Consider the following 21,575-nt stretch of genomic DNA (forward strand, 5'->3'; position numbering starts at 1 on the left):
CTCTCATCCTCCAATGACAGACACATTTTCACTAACCGCAAAACCAGCATCGGTTGCATTCCTTACATCTTCTATTGTAAATGGACTAAAATACTCTATTAAAATCAGTTTGCCATCCTCAACAGCAAATACCGCCATTTCCGTAATGATCATGCTGACACACTTTTTTGCCGTCAGCGGGAGGTCGCATTGCTTCACAATTTTCGAATGTCCATTTTTATCACAATGATTCATCGTCACAATGACGCGTTTTGCCTTAGCGGCCAGTTCCATCGCTCCGCCCATCCCGGGAACTTTTCTGCCGGGCACAATCCAATTAGCTAAATCGCCATTCGGACTGACTTGAAGAGCCCCCAATATCGTCAAATCAATTTTCCCTTTTCGGATCATCGCAAAAGCTGAGGCGCTGTCAAAGTAACAGCCCCCTGTTCGCAATGTGACAGGAAGGCCGCCTGCGTTGCACAAATTTTCATCCTCTTTTCCCGGCTCCGGCTTATCTGAAAGACCGAGTATGCCATTTTCTGCTTGAAAAAAAATCGTTTCCTTGTTTTTTATAAAATCAGGAACGAGAGACGGGATGCCGATACCAAGGTTCACAATCATGCCCTGTTGCACTTCACCAGCCGCTCGTCTCGCTATTTTTTGTCTAATGTCTGCTCCCACACCCATTTCCAATTCACTCCCTCTGATTGGACGATATAATCAACAAACACCCCCGGTGTAATAATCTCCTCCGGATGGAGCTCCCCGAGCGGTACAATATTTTCCGCTTCCACAATCGTTATGTCTCCTGCTGTCGCCACAATAGGATTTGTGTTTCTGGCGCTTTTGTCATAAATTAAATTTCCGAATTCATCAGCATATTGGGCATATACGACAGAGATGTCCGCAGTCAAAGCCGTCTCCAACAAAAAATGTTCTCCATCCACCATAACTGCTTGCTTGGATAAACGGACCGCTTCATGGTCGACACCAATATCCGATAAAAAACCTTTAATACCGGATCCTCCTGCGCGAATGCGCTCCATTAAAATGCCTTGCGGAGAAAACTCAATGTCGATTTCCCCGTCAGTCATTTGCTTACCAGCATTCGGATTGGAGCCGATGTGGGAAACAACTAATTTTGTAGCCCTCTTCGCCGTCACAAGCCTGCCGATGCCGATATCAGGGAATCCGGTGTCGTTTCCAATTAACGTCAAATCCCCGATGTTCAATTGGAGAATGAAATTAATGAGTGAAGGGGGAGTTCCAATTCCGCCAAAGCCGCCGAACATAATCGACATGCCATTATGAAAATATTGCGCCAACTCATTGATATCCACTATTTTCCCGAACGAATTTTTCATTTAGTCCCTCCTTGCGCGCTTTGTATATATTCGCTGCAAGCAGCAAGCGTCAAATCAAGTCGCTTGATCAGTTCGTGTATTTCCGAAAATGTTATTGTTAGCGGCGGAGCCACTAATACTGCATCGCCAATCACTCCATCAATGCCAGCTTGAGCCGGATAAAGCAATAAGCCATGCTGATGGGCAATTTCAACGATTGCATTGCCAAAATTAAGTTCCCGTTCCATTGGCTGCTTTGTGTGTGCGCATTGAACGAATTCAAGCCCGAGCAGTAAGCCTTTTCCACGCACATCACCAATAAAAGCATACTTCGTCTGTAGCTTTTTCAGTTCCGTTTGCAGCAGTACCCCTTTCTGTTTCACTTGCTGCATAATATTATTTTTTTCAATATAAGAAATAACCGCTAAGGAAGCTGCGCAAGACAGCGGATTAGCGCTGAATGTGTGACCGCTCATTACACTGCCGGATCCATTTAAAATCGGCTCCATCACCTTCTCGCTCACGAGTGCTGCCGCAATCGGTGTATAGCCGCCGCTCATACCTTTTCCAAGCGCAACGATATCAGGCACAATATCCCACTGCTCGCAAGCAAGCATCGTTCCGGTCCGGCCGACTCCCGTCATCACTTCATCGCTAATGAATAACACATTATTCTGCTCGCATATTTGCTTTAACTTCTGCAAATAGCCATCCGGAGCCGGAATAGCACCACCTGCAGCACCGATGACCGGTTCGCAAATAAAAGCTGCAACGTTATCTTTGCCGATTTTTCTGATCATCGACTGAAGCTCCGTCGCACAAAGCAAATTACAGCTAGGGTAAGATTGATTAAAGGGGCAACGATAGCAATAAGGCGGAGAAATAGAAGGGTAACTTTCCAACAAAGATACAAAACGGTCTCTTCTTACAGTGTGGCCGGACATAGATAATGCGCCTAGCGTGATGCCATGATAGCTCATCCATCTGGAAATGATTTGTGTTTTTTTCGGTTGCCCTTTTTCCTGCCAATACTGCAGCGCAATCTTTAATGCCGTTTCTGTTGCTTCGGAACCGCTGTTGACGAAAAAACTGTACTTCAAGCCCCGGCTTGTCAATTCATCGATTTTTAGCGCTAACTGCTCTGCCGGCTCATTCGTGAATTGCGAACGATAAACAAAGGCAACCTTCTCAAGCTGCTTGACAATCGCTTCTTTTATTTCTTCAACTCCATGACCGATATTAGCAGTAATTGCACCAGAGGAGGCATCCAAAAAATCCTTGCCGTCTTCATCATAAAGAAAAACACCCTTACCGTAATCAATCATTGAATATGTATGATGAAGCAGCGGTTTAATTAGCGAAGAAGCCATCACATCCATTCCTCCCTCACAGACTTTGCTCGGCCGATTTTTAAAAATAATAACGGAACTAATCAGGCTTATTTCATTATATGAGGCGATTGAGGCATTCTTGCTAAAATAAAGAGAATCTTTGATTAGCAGATGTCGGGGAACAAGCAAATAATAAGACCTCCTAAGGTTAGAAGGCCTCTGTTAACATTATGTAGTTATTTTCGCAACCGGCTCCTCATTAATAAAGTGGATGCTCTCATTATCGTTAAGCTTATAAACCGGCTTAATATTTCGCTCTGTTTCCCATTGATCAAAAGCTTCGCGGCGTGACTCACTATCATAATGAGGACAAAAGCTTCCCTTTAAAACTGCTAATCCCCTAAACTCTGTGAAAGAGTCGCCTTTCTTGCTATAGCAATCCTCAAACCAGCATATTGCGCCGGCGCTTACTCCACATATAATAACTCCACATTCATATGCATTACGGATTACATGATCAAACCCTGCTTGCTTCCAAATTTGCATCATGCGATAAGTATTGCCTCCACCAATATAAACAACATCGAAAGAATTGACAATTTCCTGTATGTTATCCATATGCAAATCTTCTATTGATAAATGGCTTGACTCTTCAGATTGGAATTGCTTATAAAACTTTTCAATATATTCCGGAGCATCATCGCTTGCCGTTGCAATAAAGCAAATTTTGATTGGTGATGTTTTTTGACATAACTTCAATAAAAATTGGTCGATATATGCGTTCTCTTCTTCTGAAAAACCGCTGCCGGAGATCGCGAGCAGATGACGTTCCATTAATAATCCCCCTATACAAAGAACTCTACACTCATTATACCTGGAAACAATATCCACTTGCATAAAAAAAGTGTAAAGCCATCTCAGGCTTTACACAGGTTACTCACTCATTAGCAACAACCGCCGCCGCCGCCATAACCGCCGCAGAATGATGCGCCGATGATTATCAATAGAATAAACAATACAACGATTAACGCAAAGCTTCCGCCGCCCCAACCATAACCGCCGCCATAGCCACCGCCATAGCCTGCTCCATAGCCGCAACCGCCGCCATAACCAAATCCGCCACAACCATCATATCCATATTGCATATATTTTCACTCCTCAAAAATTTCTTATTACTAACGGTACACTCATACTTTATGAAGCAGGGCTTGTGTCTGCATGTGTATTCGCCTATTTTTGTGAAAACTGCTTAGAAAAACCGTTACCGGTACTTTTTTATTTTGGATTTCACTTCAAATTTATGCTGTCTTAAGAAACAAAAAGACCTGACTGTATAACACAATCAGGTCTTCTATGTACGTTTAGTTTTTAGGAACAACTGTCATGAAGCTTGTTTCCCCTTTAATCAATGCTTCAGCCGTTGTTTTTTCCAATTTTTCGACAACATCACCAAAGTTAGTGATTACAATTGGAGTAATTGTGCTTTTCGCTTTTTCGCGAATTAAATCAAGGTCGAAAGTAACAAGTTTTTGCCCTTTTTTCACTCGGTCGCCTTCTTTTACGAACACTTCGAAGCCTTCACCTTTCATTGAAACTGTTTCTAATCCAATATGAATTAAGATTTCAATATTATTTTCAGTTTTCAATCCGATAGCATGCTTAGTCGGGAAAACTTGAATAACTTTAGCATCAACCGGTGCCACAATCTCCCCTTCAATCGGGTTAAAAGCTAAACCGTCCCCCATCATTTTCTGACTGAAAACAGGATCCGGAACTTCTTCTAACACTACTAGCTTACCTGTTGCAGGAGCAACTAAAATCTCATTCATTACAGTTTGTTCTTTATTACTAAACAGTTTCTTTAAAAACATGAAACTTCCGCCTTTCTGGATGTAAAACTAATACAACATTGTTTTTTATGTCTATTTCAGCTTTACATTCTATCATAAAATTCACAAATTTGTAAACATTTTCACATAAACTCCGTAACCCTCTTTTTTCAGCGATTCAAGCGGAATAAATCGCAAGGCTGCCGAATTGATGCAATAGCGTAATCCCTTCGGTCCGGGTCCATCTGGAAAGACATGGCCTAAATGCGAATCAGCTGTCTTGCTTCTTACCTCAGTCCGTCTCATCCCGTAACTGTCATCGAACTTCTCGACGATTTCTGCTGATACGATCGGTTTCGTGAAGCTTGGCCAACCACAGCCGGCATCGTATTTATCTAATGAAGAAAACAATGGTTCCCCGGAAACGATATCCACATAAATCCCCGGCTCCGTATGATTGTAAAACTCATTTTGGAACGGTGGTTCTGTCGCATTGTTTTGCGTCACTTCATATTGAATTTTTGTCAATCTTTTCTTCAATTCTTCCTTCATTCCTCATTCCCCCAATGTTGTTTAATAAATCCGGCTCTGCCTGAACCGACATGATATGCATTATAATGCTGAGGATTTTTTTGATAGTAATGCTGATGGTAGTCCTCGGCATCATAAAATACCGAAGCTGGCAAAATCGGCGTAACAATCTCTTTTGAAAATCTGCCGCTCGCATTCAATTGTTCCTTCGATTTTTCAGCTAATTGTTTCTGTTCTTCGTTATGATAAAAAATCGCCGTTTGGTAAGACTGCCCGCGGTCATAAAACTGTCCGCCCGCATCTGTCGGATCAATTTGCCTCCAGAAAATATCCAATAGTTGCCCGTAACTGATTACATTCGGATCAAATGTGATTTGCACAGCCTCATAGTGGCCTGTTTGCTCCGAGCAAACTTCCTTATATGTCGGATTTTCCTTTGATCCTCCCGTGTAGCCTGACACAACAGACAATACACCGTCATAGCGGTCGAACGGTTTCACCATGCACCAAAAGCACCCGCCGGCAAAAGTTGCCTTCTCAATCTTTCCGCCCATCTATACACACTCCTTTTCAATATTGTATGTATTTTCCTTCTGTGAATACCATCTTACCTGTTTTCCGGATGCGTTTCAAAAAGAAGGCTTACAGTTAGACACACACCCAAGTTATGCTGCATACATTTATTACGTAAAAAAGCGTTTAGGAAAGGAGTATCATCATGACATCAGATCGTACTGACGCCTATTTCCAAAAAGCATCCAAATACGGAATGCTGGCCGATTATTATAAATACCATAATCCCCCGTTGCATATGCATTACTATAAAAAACATTTAAACAATCTTCAAAAAGGCATGCTGGCTGAAAGAGCGGCAATGGCGCGCAGCGAAGGCGTGCAGCCGGCAAAAATCCGCATTCTCCACGCTATACCGGACGGACCTAACGTAGACGTACTTTTGAATGGAACGCGTGTGCTAAAAGATTTCCCTTACAAAAAAGTGACTGATTATTTGTCTGTACCTGAAGGGAAATACCAAGTTGATGTATACCCTACAGGAAACCATGTTTCCAGCTTGCTTAGCCGAAAAGTGAACGTCGAGAGCGGAAAATCCTATACGGTGGCAGCTGCCGGATCGGGCAATAAATTGTATTTGCAAACGTATGAAGATAAATTTAACGTTCCGAGCGGATTAACAAATGTACGCTTTATTCATTTATCGCCAAATGCCGGACCTGTCGACGTCGGAGTGAAAGGTGGAAACAATTTATTTACGAATGTCTCATTTCGCAAAGGTACCGATTACTTAAGCGTTTATCCCGCAAATGTTGACCTTGAAGTAAAAAAAGCCGGCACAAGTGATGTTGCACTTTCATTGCCGAACGTCAATCTCCTGCCAAACACCGCCTATACTGTTTACGCCATTGGCTTAGCAGGCGATGAGCCTAGTTTAGAAGCACTTATTTTAGTACCATGAGTGCCTTCCTGCCTTTTGAAAAAGAGGAGGGGCATCATCAGCCCTTTCTCTTTATTCATTCTTGAACACGACATAAAATGAAATATCATCTTCAGCCAAATTCATTCGATTCGCTTCTAGTTTCAAATTATTCGGCATTTCTATTTCCGAAAGTGCAATATATATTTGCTTATTGCCCGGATCTATAATCATCCATTCAGGAAGACTTGCCTGATTGCTGATGAAATTCAAGACATATGAAACCGGTAAACGCATTAGCCCTAACTGCATCGTTTCCTGCTTTAAGATAATATCGCCGTTTTCAAGCGTTTCAGGCTGAAAGGTCATTTTCAGCTGTATTTCCCGATTAAACACCGGAATGACCGAGTATAACTCGACAGAATCTGTTAACACCATACTGAAATCCAACGACTGAGTCGTTTTCTGTTTTTGAATCATTTGCGCAATAATTTCATTCAAACTATCCTTACTGCTCGTAACTTCAAGTGCCGGATATTCATCTTCAGTCGCCGAATTCTCCGGAAGCGGCACTTCTGACGGTATGCCAATCAACACAAATAGCGCAACTATTACTGCTAATACAATACCGGACAGTGTAAAGAAAAGTATTTTCCATATATTTCGTTCTTTTTTTTCCAACACGACCCCTCCTTTGTCCCGTGTAACCATATACTGCTACTCTGTCTCAAGGTGCTGTTCACGAGAAATCGTATTATCCTTTACAGATTGATAAATCACTTCCCCCATGCGTTCATAGCCCTTCGTATTCGGGTGAAAATAATCGCCTTCAAAAATAAGGTTTTCATCATGTTCTTCGAAAATTTCCCATATCTCGACAAAGTAAGCAGCATCATATTGTTCAACAATTCGATTACTGCGGCGATTCCATTCATCCATTAATATATCGAACTCCTGAATATCGCTAAGAAGCAGCTGAAACGGATTATATATCCCTACCAAATAAATATCAGCCTCTTCATTATACGTTCGGATGTCTTTAATAATGGCTTGGACATTTGAATCATATTTATCCATCGCTTGATAAAAATCGCCGACTTTCAGATTCAAAAAATTCTTTTTCACAACGTTCATGACGTCATTGCCACCAATTGTGACCACGACAACATCAGTTTTTTGAATACTTTCAACGATTTCCGCTTCCTTCAGCCGTTTCTTCAAGCCTGCTGAGGTTAATCCTTTTTTTCCGTATTCCTCAAAAAATACTTGATTGATACTAGGTTCTTCCATCAGCTTCTCTGAAAGAAAATATCTATATCCGCCGTTATCCGTCTCATCGCCTATCCCTTCCGTTAAAGAGTCTCCGAGCATCGTAACACGAAGATCCGCTGCGGACTCGTCCTCAACGTACAACTGTTGCTGCTCATTCTCGCCAGGTTCAAACGTCTCCTTGCCTGTAATCGGTTTTTCTTCCTCAACTTTACCTTTTGACGTCTCTGCCTGCTCTTCTTGCCCATCCGCTTTCTTCTCAGATGGCGTCACACTATCGACACGATAAAAAGAGCATGCAGACAAGAAGCAGCAAATAATAGCCAAAATTATCGCCTTCTTCAATGCTCTACACACTCCTTTCTAACTAACTTTATCATAAAACATCATACTTATTTTATGCAAAAAAGCTGTATTATTTCCCCCTTAATTTTCAATAGCTTTGCAAAATTTTAATATGTTTGATCAACTCATCCATCGGAAAATCCTTGACCCCGTCATATGACTTAACAACAACACCGTCTGGCGAAACAAGATAAAAGCTAGTTCCATGAATCACTTGATTGTTGTCTTCCGGTTTGATGGCAGATGTATGGAAGGTTTCCCTCGCCAGCTGTTCAATCGTTTCCTGTGAATAGCCTGTTAAGAAACTCCAATTGCTGTAATCTGCGCCATAATTCCCTCCATACTGTTTCAGCACTTCCGGTGTATCTACAGTCGGATCGACGCTAAAAGAAATAAGCTCGACATCTTCAATACCTTGCGCCTTCAGTTCCTTTTGCAACTTGGCCATATTGGATGTCATCGGCAAACAAACATCCACGCAATTCGTAAAAATTAAGTTCGAAACCCAAACTTTCCCCTTCAAGTCATCTAAAGAAACCATTTCGCCGTCTTGATTTTTGAATTTAAAATCACCTACCTCCCAAGATGTGCTGTCAGGAATCCCCTTGTTATTACCGCAGCTTGCTAGTAATAATGCAAACACTGCAATACCTATGTAAACACCCATTCTTTTAAGCGACCTCATTATCCCCATCTCCCTTTTCTTTGCCTAAATTATTGTGCTGCAATCATTAAGAATATGTATCCAAAAGAAAAACACCAGCAGCAATGCCGATGTTTTCTACGCCCATTCTTCCGTTTCATATTCGCCTTCCCGGCTGTCTTCAAGCCTTTTCTGACGGCGTTTATAAACGAATTTGGAAAGCGTAATGCTAATTTCATAAAGCAACAGCAACGGAATAGCCACTAAAACATCTGAAATAAAATCCGGCGGTGATAACAAAACAGCAATGACAATCAAAATGAAATATGCATATTTACGGACCTTCGCCAAAGCATAGGGATTCAGGATGCCGATTGAAGTTAAAAACATTGTAATCGCCGGCAATTCAAACAAAAATGCGAATGGAAGTGTCATATTCATCAAAAAGCGGAAATATTTTTCGGCAGTAAAGCTTGTCATAAACATGTCTCCGCCCAGCCCGATTAAAAAATTGAGCACAGTCGGAAAGATGATGAAATAGCCGAAGCATATACCAAGTATAAACAACAGGAACAATGCCGGAATGTACCGAAGCGTCGTTTTACGCTCATGCGGCAATAAACCTGGCTTTACAAACTGCCACACTTGGAAAGCAATCACCGGAATCGATGCCGAGATTGCCATCACTCCCGCAATGATAAAATACACCCATAAAATATCGGTTGGTCCAAGTATGATTAATTTCATATCCAAATCACGAACAAGCCATTGGTATATCTTCTCTACAAATAGAAAAGCCGCTATAAAAAATGCAATGAACGCAATTGCTGAAATGATGAGTCGCTTTCTCAGCTCATCCAGATGATCGACCATATTCAATTCTTTATCATTCATAATCCTCTCATGCCCTTCTTTTTCATATAGCTCTGCCAATCTAAACTCGAATAGATTGAAAGGCTAATCGTCAGCAATTCCTAGATGATGATGCATAAAAAGGCGCAAGATGGCCACATCTCACACCTTTTCACAGAATATAAAGTTAATTGATTTTCTTTTTCGGTTCTTCATCTACATCGCTTGTGAGATCACGGGCAGACTTTTTGAATTCACGGAGCGTCTGGCCGAAAGCACGTCCGATTTCAGGTAATTTCTTAGGTCCGAATATAATAAGTGCTAAAATCAAGATTAATATTAAACCGGGTATCCCGATATTTTGCAACACAAGAAACATCCCCTTTAATTATGTAGATTTATCATTCTAAGTATATTATATACTTATTTGCACATAAATGGAAAACAATTAAAGGAGTTCACATTTTTTTAATATATGCTAAATTAATAGATTGAATAAGTCTTGGTTTTTATTGACTTCTATAAATTTAAAACCGATTTTTTTCATGCGCTCGATCATGTCATTATACTCTTCAGGTCTTTTCAACTCGATGCCGACCAATGCCGGACCGGATTCTTTATTATTGTTTTTCGTATATTCAAAACGGGTAATGTCATCGTTTGGTCCAAGCACATAATCAAGAAACTCTCTTAAAGCACCGGCTCTTTGCGGAAAGTTGACGATAAAATAATGTAAAAAACCTTCGTACAATAAGGAACGTTCTTTAATTTCCTGCATACGGTCGATATCATTATTGCCGCCGCTAATGACGCACACAACTGTCTTTCCTTTAATTTGGTCTCGATACATATCAAGTGCCGCTACAGGCAATGCGCCGGCAGGCTCCACAACAATCGCATGCTCGTTATATAATTGCACAATCGTTGTACAAACTTTACCTTCGGGCACTGCCACTATATCCCGAACATGTTCACGGCATACTTCAAACGTTTGCTCTCCGACACATTTAACAGCCGCTCCATCGACAAAAGGATTAATCATATCGAGCGGCACAACTTTATTTTCCTGAAACGCAGCTTTCATGCTTTGCGCCCCTTCAGGCTCAACTCCGATACAGCTTGTTTCCGGCGAAACACTATGAAAATATGCAGACAGTCCAGCCATCAATCCACCGCCGCCAATGGATGCAAATACAAAGTCAACTTGTTCCTCGCAATCATTCAATACTTCAACAGCAACAGTCCCTTGTCCGGCCATTACGTGCTGATCGTTGAACGGATGGATAAATGCACGATTTTCTGTTTCTGCGCATTCAACTGCTTTTGCATAAGAATCATCAAATGTATCCCCTACTAAATGAACACTGATCTTATTCTGACCAAACATCTTCACTTGATTAATTTTTTGTCTTGGTGTTGTTGCCGGCATAAAAATCTTGCCTTCTATTCCCATTTGTGCACAAGCATACGCTACCCCTTGAGCATGATTGCCCGCACTCGCACAAACAATGCCATTCTTCATTTCATCTTGTGTTAAATTCTTCATCTTATAATAAGCGCCTCTTAGCTTAAATGAGCGTACATGCTGCAGGTCCTCCCGTTTTAAATACACATTGCACTCATATTTCTCTGAAAGCACCTTATTTTTTTGCAACGGTGTATGAACAACAACATCCTTCAGTTGCTGATTGGCAATTAAAATATCTTCTACCTGTAATTTCTTCTTGGCATTGGCTGTCGAGCTCATCTGTTTCCCCTCTTCCTTCAACGTAAAATCTTATAATTCGTAAATTATAACACTACCTTATAATAAATCAACTGATTTTTCTAACAATTTTGTATATTCTAAATAAAATAGAACAAAAGGTATCTTATTCTTCGTTTTAATTGAATAAAATTACCTGTCCCATACTATAATACGAAAAAAGAAAAGGAGTGTGAGCGATTGGAATTTTCTTTATGTACCCACGATTGCGCAATGCCCGTCGAAGTAACACTCGACGACGATAACGGCCGCTACACCATCCGCAAAAGCGACACAAGCGGCGAATACTTTAACACCCCGCAAGAACTGATCACCTGGATCCGACAAAACTTCCACGCCGAACAATTTTGCGACTTAAACGAATATCAAGAAATGATGAGGGTGTTACAGGAGTACCGATGAAGAGCGGTGACAGGCACCACCCGATTTCGTTCGATATATGTCGAAAAAGGCTGCACTAATCAGTGCAGCCATTCTTCATTATTATGCTGACAGTTGGTTGTTGTCTTCTGTCAGTTTTTGTTTTTCTTCTGTAATGATATTTTGAACATATTGAGTAAGTTCTTTTGATTCCATTTGCTCGTATTGTTCATGTGTGATGGCAGGTAAAATAGAAATCGTTACTTTACCCGGTTTAAGCCATCCTTTGTTTTTTTCCATGATTTTAGATGTCCCATCGATAGCAATCGGCACAATTGGTGATTTGGCATCTGTCGCTAAGCGGAGACTGCCCGCCTTAAATTCACCAACAGGGCCGCCCTTGCTGCGAGTTCCTTCCGGAAAAACTACGATAGAATGACCTTCCTTCATAATGGAAATGCCTTCACGAATTGCTTTAATTGATTGGCGGCGATCTTTACGGTCCATGAAAACACAGTTCATTACGTCCATCCATTTCCATACAACCGGAATTTTTTTCACTTCTATTTTAGATATAAAACCGAACGGCTTCTTAATATGTCCAAGCAGTACCGGAATATCAAAGTTCCCTTCATGATTTGCCACGAGTAGCACAGAGCCGGCCGGAATATTTTCTTCCCCTTTTATAATCACTTCTGTGCCTGATATTTTCACAAGTGTTTTCGCCCATTTCTTCGGAAGATTATTTTTCTTCACATCTTGCTCTTCTACCGTTTCTTGTTCATTGCTATATTTCTTCGCTTTATTTAGAAAAGGAATGCTGAATAGTAAATAGCCGAAGAAATATAAATAAAATGCAATTGTTCGCATAATGCTAGCTTACCTCCTGAAGTAATTCACAAACTCAATTATAACGAACTTTGTTATGGAAAACTAGGGTGTTCCCTGACAGGTAACCTAATCATTTTGACCATTATCATTTTATTTTTGACAATTATCATTGTCATTTTGGAAATAAATACATATAATGAACACACGGAGGTGATTTAAAAATGCGTAATCGTTTAAAAGAGTTGCGAGCTAGAGACGGCTATAATCAAACAGAACTCGCTAAATTAGCCGGGGTTTCCAGACAAACAATCAGTTTGATAGAACGGGGAGAGTACATGCCATCGATCCTAATCGCGGTAAAAATAGCACGCATTTTTAATAAAAAGGTTGAAGATGTATTTATAATTGAGGAGGAAATAAAATGAAGGCGTTTTTGAAAATTTTAATTTTTGCTTTAATTGGTGCTGTCATCGGTTTTGCAAGTGCTGCCTCTATTTCAAAAGTAGATGTATTCAAGTTTTTCAGTGACCATATCACTACAATTAGTTACTTCCTGCTTGGTCTATTCATCATTCTTATTTTATATAGTTTCGTATTAGTCTTTCAGTTTAAATCTATTGAATCCAAAAATGCACAGGGGGAAGAAGAGGATGAAAAAGATGCGCTTCTTAACAAAAAGTATTGCGATCTTTCATTAACTTACTCTGCTTCGCTAATCATCTCGATCATTAACCTAAGTATAGTTCTCATTAAGGTGGAAAATCTCGTACTGCTAATTGCTAACTTTATTTGTTTCATCAGCGCAATCATTTTCCAAAAGTTCTCTCATTCTTTGTTTATTAAATTGAATCCAAAAAGAAACATCCCTAAAATTTCTGATAAAAACTATGAAAAGAAGCTGCTGGATATTATGGATGATGGAGAAGAACAGGTGATGTTAGGCGGCTTATATAAAGCTTTCAACTTTTTGAATACAGGAATATTTTTGGCCATCTGTTTGGCAGTAGCTTATTCCTTAATCGCGAAAGAGTCGCAAATGTTTTCCATCCTGCTTCTTTGTTCCCTATTGCTGTTATCAAATGTCATTTATATGGTGACGATCCGCCAAAAAGCGTAAACCCGTAAACCGCAAAAAGCCCGAACCATCCTCGTTAAACAAAGATAATCCGGGCTTTATTTTACTCGATATAATGCTTATGCTTTCCGTTCATAAACATGATAATAATACTCATAAGGGTTTTTGTCATCAGTAATACCCTGCTCGACAGACACTTCATTCCATTCATTAAAATCAATTTCCGGGAAGAATGTGTCTCCTTCAAATTCATGATGGATGACCGTCATGTACAGCTTATCGACAACCGGCAAGAATAGCTTGTAGATTTGTTCGCCGCCGAAGATGAAGATTTCCTCTTCGCCTTTGCAAAGCTCATACACTTCTTCCACTGAATGCGCGATTTCGCAGCCTTCAGCTTGGAAGGCAGGATCTCTTGTCAAAATAATATTTCTTCTGCCGGGAAGTGGTCTTCCGATTGATTCGTAATTTTTCCGCCCTAAAATAATCGGGTGTCCCATCGTTGTTTTTTTCACATATTGCAGCTCAGCCGGCAAGCGCCAAGGCAGCTTGTTGTCCTTCCCTATCACACGGTTTACGTCCATAGCGACGATAATTGAAACGATCATAGTTATCCCCCTGTCTTAAACGGCAATCGGTGCTTTAATTAATGGATGTGGATCGTAGCCTTCGATTGTGATGTCTTCCATCTCAAAATCAAAAACAGATTTCTTATCCGGATTTAGCTTCAGCTCCGGCAATGCCTTCGGTTCACGGCTCAGTTGCAGCTTCACTTGCTCTACATGGTTGCTGTAAATATGCGCATCGCCGAATGTATGAATGAATTCACCCACTTCTAACCCGCACTCATGCGCAATTAAATGTGTCAACAGCGCATAGCTGGCAATATTGAACGGCACGCCAAGAAATACGTCTGCGCTTCTTTGGTACAACTGACAAGATAGCTTGCCTTCCTGCACATAAAATTGGAACAGCGTATGACATGGAGGCAACGCCATGCTCGGCACGTCTTCTGGGTTCCAGCCTGAAACAATCAGTCTTCTTGAATCCGGATTTGTTTTAATTGCTTCGATAACATCTTTCAGTTGATCGATTGTCTCGCCTTTTGATGTTTTCCAAGCACGCCATTGTTTGCCGTACACATTTCCTAAATCGCCGTATTTTTTAGCAAATTCATCGTCATTCAGCACTTTCTCTTTGAATACAGCCATTTGCTCATTGTATTGAGCGGCAAATGCTTCATCTTTCAAAGAGCGCAGCCCGAAGTCCGTCATGTCGGGACCTTGATATTCATCACTTTCAACCCATTTTTTAAACGCCCATTCGTTCCAAATATTATTGTTGTGCTGCAGCAAGTATTTAATATTTGTATCACCTTTAATGAACCAAAGCAGTTCGCTGGCAATTAAGCGGAACAATGTTCTTTTTGTCGTTAATAAAGGGAAGCCTTTTTGCAGATCAAAACGCATTTGATAACCAAAAGTTGATATCGTCCCCGTGCCTGTTCGATCTTCTTTATATAGGCCATTTTGCAAAACGTGCTCGCATAAATCTAAATATTGTTTCAATGAAATGACACCTCTATAATAAATGTTATTGTTATATTGTAACCTTGAGTTAGGAGGAAGACAACGATGAAATGGAATGTGAACGAAAATGATACCTTGTATGCAATTTTCCTTACATTACCTAAAACCGAAACAATCACAATCGGTGCATTAGGGACTTTCACCTTTGAAAAAGGGGATTACGTCTATATCGGCAGCGCCAAGAAAAACATTGTCTCAAGAGTGGAACGGCATGCAAAAATCGAGAAGCCGAAAAGATGGCATCTCGATTATTTTCGCCCATATTGCGAAGTAACAGCGGTACAATCATTTCCGGAGGGTAACGGCGAATGTGCTCTCGCCGCTTCTTTTGCTGAAAAAGGAACCATTCCAATCAATAAATTTGGCGCTTCTGACTGCCGTTGCCGCGGACATTTGGTTTTCATAAAATAAAAGCACCTTCTTGTAAATTGCACATACACTATTATTAGAATGAATATAGGTGAGTGCAAATGAAACCAAACAAATACACGTACTATTTGCAGGAGTTGCAGGATGTGCAGCTCGTTATGAATACCCGTATTTTCATTTACTTAGATCTCTTACTTTTATCTTGTTTTTTATTTTTTATTTTGTATGCGCAAACATATCAATGGAATCATGCTTTTATGATATCCTTTTGCTTTCTCGTTGCTACAACTGCCGTCTTCACTTTGTTGTGCTTCTTGGAAGGTGAAAACACTGATTCGGAAAACAAACTGAAAAAGGACTGAAATCACCACAAATGATTTCAGTCCTTTTTCATAATAACAATGCCGTACCTTAAATAGGCTCATCTCTTTTTTCCGGAATTTTTATTGCTTCCACGATCTATGAAAAGCAACGCTATTACGCCGACCAGTGAAATTAAGTAGACATATGGAGACATTTGAAAGGCATTATACAGAACAGGACCGGCTAAACATAAAAGAGCGGCAGCGATTCTGTATGTCATTTGATATTTCATGCCATCCCTCCTGGCTAAACTAAATCACAGAAGCCTTCGTTCCCCAATGAGGCGGTGTATTTTTATCCCAGTAAATGCTGCCTAATGAATGGTGGGCAACAAATTGATCAGCTGCTGTATGGTAATGAAAGTTGAACCAATGGCCTTCCTGAGGCACATTTTCACGGCGTACGTGGAATAAGATCAAATTTTTGTTCGTGTTGTTGTTATATATATTAAAGATTTTTTCTCCTAGGCCGTTTGACGGATTTTCAGTAATAGAAATATAGGGAATCTCTGCGTCTGGACATTCGCTAATATAGGCTGCGATCGCTTCCTCGATTTTCGGAAGAATGATGCTATTAAACTCATCTTCTATGCGCGGACCAATTCGATCGCCGAATTTTATGTAGCTGTTTTGCTCTGCTTTTTCAGATAAAATTTCTAAGAGCCGTGTCCGCTCATCTATTTCTTCTGTTTCATATTCTGATTGTATATAAACGGTCGGTGCCGATATCACATCTGCTGCGGCAGCCGCATTTTCATGAGCATTTTCGCCATCGGGTTTAGCTGCATTTGCTTCATCAAACCAATGAAAATCGTTTGGCGAAACTAACCCTAATGTCATAATCGATAAAAGAACGACGACACTTTTCTTCATCCATAAAGGCATTTTCATATATCCAAACCCTCTCACATATCTATTAGTATTACTATACACCTTATCTATTAATTACGAAAGAATTCACCAGAGGTTTCATATTTTTCTAAACATTTGGATACAATATAGAAAAACTGTTACCGGTCCTTTTTCATTTTTGAATTCGCCTCATGAATTCACATCAATGAAAAAGGAGCCATGCGGGAACCGAAATGCGGAAGCGGCCTGCAAGTAAGGAACAGCGACTAAGGACGCTACGTCCTGTAGCAACGTCGCTGTGACTCTCGTCCTGAGAGCCCCCGACCAGCATAAGATGAATCATGCAGGAAATTGACAAATTTCCAGAGTGATTTGGCTTATGACCTCGAGGGGCTGGCCGCTGAAGCTAGACAAGGACTAAGAAAGGAACATCGGTGAGCGCCACGACGCATGTCTTCGCCGATGTGACCTACATCCTGTAGGCCTCATGGCAGGTATAAAGTTAGACAGCTACCATCGTTTAAAATTTCTACTATCTTAAGAAGTTAGAAAAACCGTTACCAGTTCGCTTTAAAAAGAAAGGAGGAGTGAAATGAGCTTTGAAGATTTGTCCGTGATGTTAGTAAGTATCGTCATGATTGGCTATTTCATTAATTTATGCGTAAATGATTAATTATACATAAAAAACTCTATCCGCTTTTGGAGGATAGAGTTTCTTATTGATTAGACGTTGATGACGCCGAAATGAAATTTTGCTGTTTTGCGTATTTGCTGCTCGAAACCTAAAAGCTGAAAACGTTCACTGCGAAAATGGTCCTTTAGCACAATTTTTTTGCGCGCAACTCGTTTCGCTTCTTCAATAGTTCCCATTAAAATTGTTTCGTGATTAGTATGTTGAGCCATTGCTTGCAATGCATTCGATTCCGTAATGCTCTCTTCGAACATCGGGTCGAAATAGACAACATCAATGCTTTTGTCCGGCATGCGCTTTAAGACTTCGTAATGATTGCCGTTTATAACATCGACTCGTCGCATCGCAGCGTCAATCAACGAATTTTGACTTTCCCAGCTTCGCAAACCTTCCTTCACGATGTAAGCAAGGATTGTACTGCTCTCAACGCCCATCACCTTGCCACTTTCTCCAACTACAAGGCTTGCGATAATGCTGTCCGAACCATAGCCTAAAGTGCAATCAAGGAAACTGTCCCCTTCCTGAAGGCCGCTTATTTCTATTAGAGGATCATGCTCCTCTTTCAGAAGCCGCTTGGCGCGGATCATTGCGACATTCGGGTGGAAAAAGTAAGGCTCAGTAGCTCCTCTTTTGTGCAATTCAATCCCTGTCTTACCGACAACGACAACATTGTCATCGAGCCCAAACATTTTAGCGATTGATTGCTTGTTCCGCTTCACATACGGGATGCCTAAATCAGTAGCGGTTTGTTTCGCTAGTTCTATATACTCCTGATTTGTTCTTCCTGCTGTTGTAACAATCATGTAATCAGGCGCTTATGCCATTTTAGAGAATCCTTGCTCAATGTTAGCAACGATTTCTTCGACTGTGTGATCTTCAATTTCTTCACGAGGGATGAAGTGGATGCACTCTTTCCCTTTAAATAATGCCATTGATGGTGAAGAAGGCGCAAAGTCTTGCAAATAGCTTCTCATTGTCGCAGTCGCTTCTTTATCTTGTCCTGCAAAAACCGTTACAGCTTTCACATCCGCTTTTGCAGCAGCAGAAGTCGCCGCCGGACGAGCTAGGCCAGCCGCACAACCGCATACAGAATTGATGACAACGAATGTGTAACCTTCTGCGTTTTCCATATAGTTTTCTACTTCTTCGCCAGTAGTCAATTCAGCGAAACCGGCATTCGTTAATTCTTGTCTCATTGGCATAGCCACTTGTCTCATGTATTCTTCATATGCGTTCATAATTTTTTTCACTCCAATTTTTATTGTTCGGCCACTATTTCAGAAAGATATTCCCAGCGCTCCATTAAGTGCTCCAACTTTTCGTTCATAGCTGTTTGCTCTTCCATAAGCGCCTGGCCTTTTGTAAAATCACTGCCGATTTTCTCAAGCTCTTCATCAATTTGCTTTAAGCGTTCTTCCGCTTTTTCGATGTCTGATTCGATTGTTTCCCATTCACGCTTCTCATTATACGACAGACGACGTTTCTTTTCCTTTTCCTGAACCGGTGCCGCTGCTTTTCCGACAACCATTTTTGGCGTACTCTCCTGCTCCTGTACCTCTAAGAAGTCACTGTAAGAACCGTAATACGATTCAATGACACCGTTTCCTTTAAAGTTAAGAAGCTCTGTCGCGACTTTATCAAGGAAATAACGGTCATGTGATACAGTAACAACAACGCCGGAGAAGCTTTCCAAGAAATCTTCAAGTACCGTCAACGTTTGCGTATCCAAATCGTTTGTCGGCTCATCCAGCAACAACACATTCGGCGAGGACATTAAAATACGAAGCAAATACAGACGTCGTCTTTCTCCGCCCGACAGCTTGTATATCGGTGTACCATGCGTATGCATCGGGAACAAAAATTTCTCAAGCATTTGAGATGCGGAAATGTAACTTCCGTCTTTTAATTGAATTGCTTCAGCTTCTTCACGGATGTATTCAATCATGCGCAGCTTTTCATTCATATCTTCATTTTCCTGCGTATAGAAACCGATCTTTACAGTCGTTCCCCGATCAAGCTCGCCGCTGTCAACGTTTTCTCTCGCAGCCAAAATACGAAGCAATGTAGACTTCCCTGTTCCGTTATTGCCGACGATGCCGATGCGGTCACCGCGCTTAAACAATCTTGAAAAATCACGAAGAATGACTTTATCTCCGTAGAATTTAGAGATTTCTTTACACTCGATTACTTTTCTTCCAAGACGGGAACCAGCTAAATCCATCTCAACATTTTCTTTATTATTATTTTTGCCTACTTCGCCCTCAAGCTGCTCGAAACGCTGAATACGCGCCTTTTGCTTAGTTGTGCGGGCTTTAGCGCCTTTACGCATCCAAGCTAATTCGTTCTTGAACAAACTTTGCTTCTTCGCCATTGTTGTTACTTCATTTTCTTCTCGAATCGATTTTCCTTCGATGAAATTCTCATAATTTCCTTGGTACTCATATAAGGAACCTTGGTCGAGCTCCCAAATTTTTGTTGATATGTTGTCCAGGAAGTAACGGTCATGGGTTACGAAAAGTACTGCATACGGGTATTTATTAATATATTCCTCAAGCCACTTTATACTGCTTGCGTCCAAATGGTTGGTCGGCTCATCCAAAATCAGCAAATCCGATTGTTCAATAAGAGCTTTTGCCAAGGCAGCACGCTTTTTCTGTCCCCCGGAAAGCTGGCCAAGCACTGCATTTGTGTCCGGCAAGTTCAGTTTATTCAAAATCACTTTCGCTTCAGCATTGCGGTCCCAGCCGTTTTCTTCATCCATTCTTTGCTGAAGTTTCAGCACTTTATCTTGGAATGCGGCATTTTCAGGCTGCTCCTGTAGCTGCTTCAGAGCGTGTTCATATTCTCGTATTAAAGAAAATAACGGCGTTTCACTGGCAAACAAGTAATCCATAACCGTCACATTCTCATCATATTCCGGATCTTGCGCCAAGTATGAAATACTGTAATCTTTCGGATGGTCAATTGTTCCTTGATCACAATCTTCAAGGCCGGCAATCAGCTTCATCAATGTTGATTTTCCACAGCCGTTTACACCGATGATTCCGATTCGATCTCCCTCTGTAATGGAAAAAGAAATTTGGCGCCAAAGCGTTTTTTCTGCCATTTCCTTAGTCACATTTTCTGCTGTAAGTATTTTCATTGTAATTATATCTTCTCCTTAAACCAACTGATTCCTAATGTATTGCCGCCGACATGAACGCCGATTGCCGTCCCTAACGGATACACATGCAAGCGCAAATCCGGGTAGAGCTGTTCAATCTTTTCAATCCACTTATCGGCCTGCGTCCTGAATCGGCCATATAAAATCATGCAATCAGAAATATTATAGTTCTCAACCGCGACCTTTAATTTTGCAAAAATGACTTTTTCAGCATGCAGATCATTCCTTGCAATATCGGGGATTTCCAGCTTCCCCTTTACGACCGCGATAATTGGTTTGATTTTCAAAAAACTGCCTATATAGTATTTAACGGAGCTTAATCTCCCGCTCTTATGAAGCTGTTCGAGACTGCCAATCAGCACGTATGCCTCGTTGCTGTCCCGATAGATAGCTGCCTGCTCCAGTATTTCATCATGGTTGCGGCCGCTTTCATATAAAGTCATTGCCTTTTTCATTATATATGTCAACGGATAAGACAACAACATTGTATCAAAAGTATGTACAGGGATTTTGACTAATTGCGACGCCTGCTTGCTCGATGAAACGGTTCCACTCAATTGCTCAGAAACTAAGAAGGCATAAATACGCTCATAGCCCTCGCTCTCAAGCTTCTCATACAGTTGCTTAAACTGTCCGACTGACGGCTGAGACGTCGTGACAACAGCGCCGCGTTCGCTCATTGCCTGAAACATTTCTTCATTGGTAATATCGACGCCATCCGAGTAACTTTTTCCTTCCATATGGAGTTGGATTGGCACAATATAGATATGTTCATTTTGCTGTAATTCTACATCTAAAACACCTGTGCTATCTGTTACCCACGCTACTTTCTCTCGCATAAATTATTTCACTCCGTTCGAAAATAATTTCTTTGATGCGGCCGAATGTCAGGCAAAGCTAGCAGGTAACTGCACACCATTTTCCTTTATTAATACTACATTATTACTGCACGCCACGTTTA

28 protein-coding genes and 1 pseudogene are annotated in these 21,575 nt (G+C 41.0%); 6 read left to right on the top strand and 23 right to left on the bottom strand.

The window, feature by feature from the left end:
- Positions 1 to 3: 3 nt before the first annotated feature.
- The 8 genes and pseudogenes from IEO70_RS16000 to msrA form a co-directional block, all read right to left on the bottom strand.
- Positions 4 to 669 (bottom strand): 3-oxoacid CoA-transferase subunit B, encoded by a 666-nt coding sequence (locus tag IEO70_RS16000; RefSeq protein WP_190999374.1) that lies wholly within the window; start codon positions 667 to 669, stop codon positions 4 to 6.
- Positions 636 to 1,346 (bottom strand): 3-oxoacid CoA-transferase subunit A, encoded by a 711-nt coding sequence (locus IEO70_RS16005; protein ID WP_190999375.1) that lies wholly within the window; start codon positions 1,344 to 1,346, stop codon positions 636 to 638. Before IEO70_RS16005 ends, IEO70_RS16000 begins: the two co-directional genes overlap by 34 nt.
- On the bottom strand, positions 1,343 to 2,698 hold the full coding sequence (locus IEO70_RS16010; protein WP_407949520.1) for an aspartate aminotransferase family protein: 1,356 nt from the start codon (positions 2,696 to 2,698) through the stop codon (positions 1,343 to 1,345). The genes IEO70_RS16005 and IEO70_RS16010 overlap by 4 nt, the downstream gene beginning before the upstream one ends.
- Positions 2,699 to 2,884: 186 nt before the next feature.
- The gene (locus tag IEO70_RS16015) at positions 2,885 to 3,490 is read right to left on the bottom strand and encodes a Type 1 glutamine amidotransferase-like domain-containing protein (RefSeq protein WP_190999377.1); all 606 of its coding nucleotides are present in this window, start codon (positions 3,488 to 3,490) and stop codon (positions 2,885 to 2,887) included.
- A gap of 110 nt (positions 3,491 to 3,600) precedes the next feature.
- Positions 3,601 to 3,708, bottom strand: a pseudogene (locus IEO70_RS20235) (YjcZ family sporulation protein); the annotation flags it as partial.
- Between the two features lie 309 nt (positions 3,709 to 4,017).
- The gene (locus tag IEO70_RS16025; protein WP_235973627.1) at positions 4,018 to 4,527 is read right to left on the bottom strand and encodes a PTS sugar transporter subunit IIA; all 510 of its coding nucleotides are present in this window, start codon (positions 4,525 to 4,527) and stop codon (positions 4,018 to 4,020) included.
- Positions 4,528 to 4,608: 81 nt separating this feature from the next.
- Entirely contained in the window at positions 4,609 to 5,037 is a 429-nt protein-coding gene (gene msrB / locus IEO70_RS16030; protein ID WP_190999379.1) for a peptide-methionine (R)-S-oxide reductase MsrB, read from the bottom strand.
- Positions 5,034 to 5,570 (bottom strand): peptide-methionine (S)-S-oxide reductase MsrA, encoded by a 537-nt coding sequence (msrA, locus tag IEO70_RS16035; protein WP_190999380.1) that lies wholly within the window; start codon positions 5,568 to 5,570, stop codon positions 5,034 to 5,036. The genes msrB and msrA overlap by 4 nt, the downstream gene beginning before the upstream one ends.
- Before the next feature lie 164 nt (positions 5,571 to 5,734).
- Between msrA and IEO70_RS16040 the strand changes: the two genes are divergently transcribed.
- Positions 5,735 to 6,490 carry a DUF4397 domain-containing protein gene (locus IEO70_RS16040; protein WP_190999381.1) on the top strand — a complete coding sequence of 252 codons (756 nt, stop codon included), beginning with the start codon at positions 5,735 to 5,737 and terminating at the stop codon, positions 6,488 to 6,490.
- Between the two features lie 51 nt (positions 6,491 to 6,541).
- On the opposite strand, the gene IEO70_RS16045 is transcribed toward IEO70_RS16040, so the two are convergent.
- The 6 genes from IEO70_RS16045 to ilvA form a co-directional block, all read right to left on the bottom strand.
- Positions 6,542 to 7,129, bottom strand: coding sequence for a YpmS family protein (locus tag IEO70_RS16045; protein ID WP_190999382.1), 588 nt, complete (start codon positions 7,127 to 7,129; stop codon positions 6,542 to 6,544).
- Between the two features lie 36 nt (positions 7,130 to 7,165).
- On the bottom strand, positions 7,166 to 8,062 hold the full coding sequence (locus IEO70_RS16050; protein ID WP_190999383.1) for a GDSL-type esterase/lipase family protein: 897 nt from the start codon (positions 8,060 to 8,062) through the stop codon (positions 7,166 to 7,168).
- 88 nt (positions 8,063 to 8,150) lie between these two features.
- Positions 8,151 to 8,756 (bottom strand): SCO family protein, encoded by a 606-nt coding sequence (locus IEO70_RS16055; RefSeq protein WP_328820949.1) that lies wholly within the window; start codon positions 8,754 to 8,756, stop codon positions 8,151 to 8,153.
- Between the two features lie 87 nt (positions 8,757 to 8,843).
- Positions 8,844 to 9,599, bottom strand: a complete 756-nt coding sequence (gene tatC / locus IEO70_RS16060) for a twin-arginine translocase subunit TatC (RefSeq protein WP_190999385.1) — start codon at positions 9,597 to 9,599, stop codon at positions 8,844 to 8,846.
- A gap of 145 nt (positions 9,600 to 9,744) precedes the next feature.
- A complete protein-coding gene (gene tatA / locus IEO70_RS16065) occupies positions 9,745 to 9,927 on the bottom strand; it encodes a twin-arginine translocase TatA/TatE family subunit (protein WP_328820950.1) in 183 nt (60 codons plus the stop codon).
- 108 nt (positions 9,928 to 10,035) lie between these two features.
- Positions 10,036 to 11,304: a threonine ammonia-lyase IlvA gene (gene ilvA / locus IEO70_RS16070; protein ID WP_190999387.1), complete on the bottom strand. Its 1,269-nt coding sequence runs from the start codon at positions 11,302 to 11,304 to the stop codon at positions 10,036 to 10,038.
- A 198-nt stretch (positions 11,305 to 11,502) separates the two neighbouring features.
- On the opposite strand from ilvA, the gene IEO70_RS16075 reads away from it, so the two are divergent.
- Positions 11,503 to 11,724, top strand: coding sequence for a hypothetical protein (locus IEO70_RS16075; RefSeq protein WP_190999388.1), 222 nt, complete (start codon positions 11,503 to 11,505; stop codon positions 11,722 to 11,724).
- Positions 11,725 to 11,805: 81 nt separating this feature from the next.
- Here the strand turns inward: IEO70_RS16075 and IEO70_RS16080 are convergent, their stop codons facing one another.
- Complete coding sequence (locus IEO70_RS16080) at positions 11,806 to 12,552, bottom strand: lysophospholipid acyltransferase family protein (protein WP_190999389.1); 747 nt, start codon at positions 12,550 to 12,552, stop codon at positions 11,806 to 11,808.
- A 182-nt stretch (positions 12,553 to 12,734) separates the two neighbouring features.
- On the opposite strand from IEO70_RS16080, the gene IEO70_RS16085 reads away from it, so the two are divergent.
- Together IEO70_RS16085 and IEO70_RS16090 are read left to right on the top strand one after the other, a co-directional pair.
- Complete coding sequence (locus IEO70_RS16085) at positions 12,735 to 12,938, top strand: helix-turn-helix transcriptional regulator (protein WP_190999390.1); 204 nt, start codon at positions 12,735 to 12,737, stop codon at positions 12,936 to 12,938.
- Positions 12,935 to 13,630 (top strand): DUF3169 family protein, encoded by a 696-nt coding sequence (locus IEO70_RS16090; protein ID WP_190999391.1) that lies wholly within the window; start codon positions 12,935 to 12,937, stop codon positions 13,628 to 13,630. The genes IEO70_RS16085 and IEO70_RS16090 overlap by 4 nt, the downstream gene beginning before the upstream one ends.
- 77 nt (positions 13,631 to 13,707) lie before the next feature.
- Here IEO70_RS16090 and IEO70_RS16095 read toward each other — a convergent pair whose 3' ends face one another.
- Positions 13,708 to 14,196 carry a dihydrofolate reductase gene (locus IEO70_RS16095; RefSeq protein WP_190999392.1) on the bottom strand — a complete coding sequence of 163 codons (489 nt, stop codon included), beginning with the start codon at positions 14,194 to 14,196 and terminating at the stop codon, positions 13,708 to 13,710.
- Between the two features lie 15 nt (positions 14,197 to 14,211).
- Positions 14,212 to 15,156 carry a thymidylate synthase gene (locus IEO70_RS16100; protein WP_190999393.1) on the bottom strand — a complete coding sequence of 315 codons (945 nt, stop codon included), beginning with the start codon at positions 15,154 to 15,156 and terminating at the stop codon, positions 14,212 to 14,214.
- A 66-nt stretch (positions 15,157 to 15,222) separates the two neighbouring features.
- Between IEO70_RS16100 and IEO70_RS16105 the strand changes: the two genes are divergently transcribed.
- Entirely contained in the window at positions 15,223 to 15,588 is a 366-nt protein-coding gene (locus tag IEO70_RS16105; RefSeq protein ID WP_190999394.1) for a GIY-YIG nuclease family protein, read from the top strand.
- Between the two features lie 59 nt (positions 15,589 to 15,647).
- A complete protein-coding gene (locus IEO70_RS16110; protein WP_190999395.1) occupies positions 15,648 to 15,908 on the top strand; it encodes a hypothetical protein in 261 nt (86 codons plus the stop codon).
- A gap of 59 nt (positions 15,909 to 15,967) precedes the next feature.
- Here the strand turns inward: IEO70_RS16110 and IEO70_RS16115 are convergent, their stop codons facing one another.
- From IEO70_RS16115 to IEO70_RS16140, 6 genes are all read right to left on the bottom strand, one after another.
- The gene (locus tag IEO70_RS16115) at positions 15,968 to 16,141 is read right to left on the bottom strand and encodes a hypothetical protein (RefSeq protein ID WP_190999396.1); all 174 of its coding nucleotides are present in this window, start codon (positions 16,139 to 16,141) and stop codon (positions 15,968 to 15,970) included.
- Between the two features lie 19 nt (positions 16,142 to 16,160).
- On the bottom strand, positions 16,161 to 16,799 hold the full coding sequence (locus IEO70_RS16120; RefSeq protein WP_190999397.1) for a YpjP family protein: 639 nt from the start codon (positions 16,797 to 16,799) through the stop codon (positions 16,161 to 16,163).
- 684 nt (positions 16,800 to 17,483) lie between these two features.
- Entirely contained in the window at positions 17,484 to 18,254 is a 771-nt protein-coding gene (locus IEO70_RS16125; RefSeq protein WP_190999398.1) for a class I SAM-dependent methyltransferase, read from the bottom strand.
- 12 nt (positions 18,255 to 18,266) lie between these two features.
- The gene (locus IEO70_RS16130; RefSeq protein ID WP_190999414.1) at positions 18,267 to 18,692 is read right to left on the bottom strand and encodes a BrxA/BrxB family bacilliredoxin; all 426 of its coding nucleotides are present in this window, start codon (positions 18,690 to 18,692) and stop codon (positions 18,267 to 18,269) included.
- A gap of 17 nt (positions 18,693 to 18,709) precedes the next feature.
- Positions 18,710 to 20,593, bottom strand: a complete 1,884-nt coding sequence (locus IEO70_RS16135; protein WP_190999399.1) for an ABC-F family ATP-binding cassette domain-containing protein — start codon at positions 20,591 to 20,593, stop codon at positions 18,710 to 18,712.
- 5 nt (positions 20,594 to 20,598) lie between these two features.
- Positions 20,599 to 21,453, bottom strand: a complete 855-nt coding sequence (locus IEO70_RS16140; RefSeq protein WP_190999400.1) for a DegV family protein — start codon at positions 21,451 to 21,453, stop codon at positions 20,599 to 20,601.
- Between the last annotated feature and the right edge of the window lie 122 nt (positions 21,454 to 21,575).

The sequence above is a fragment of the Peribacillus faecalis genome, from assembly GCF_014712675.1.
Taxonomy (GTDB): domain Bacteria; phylum Bacillota; class Bacilli; order Bacillales; family DSM-1321; genus Bacillus_AD; species Bacillus_AD faecalis.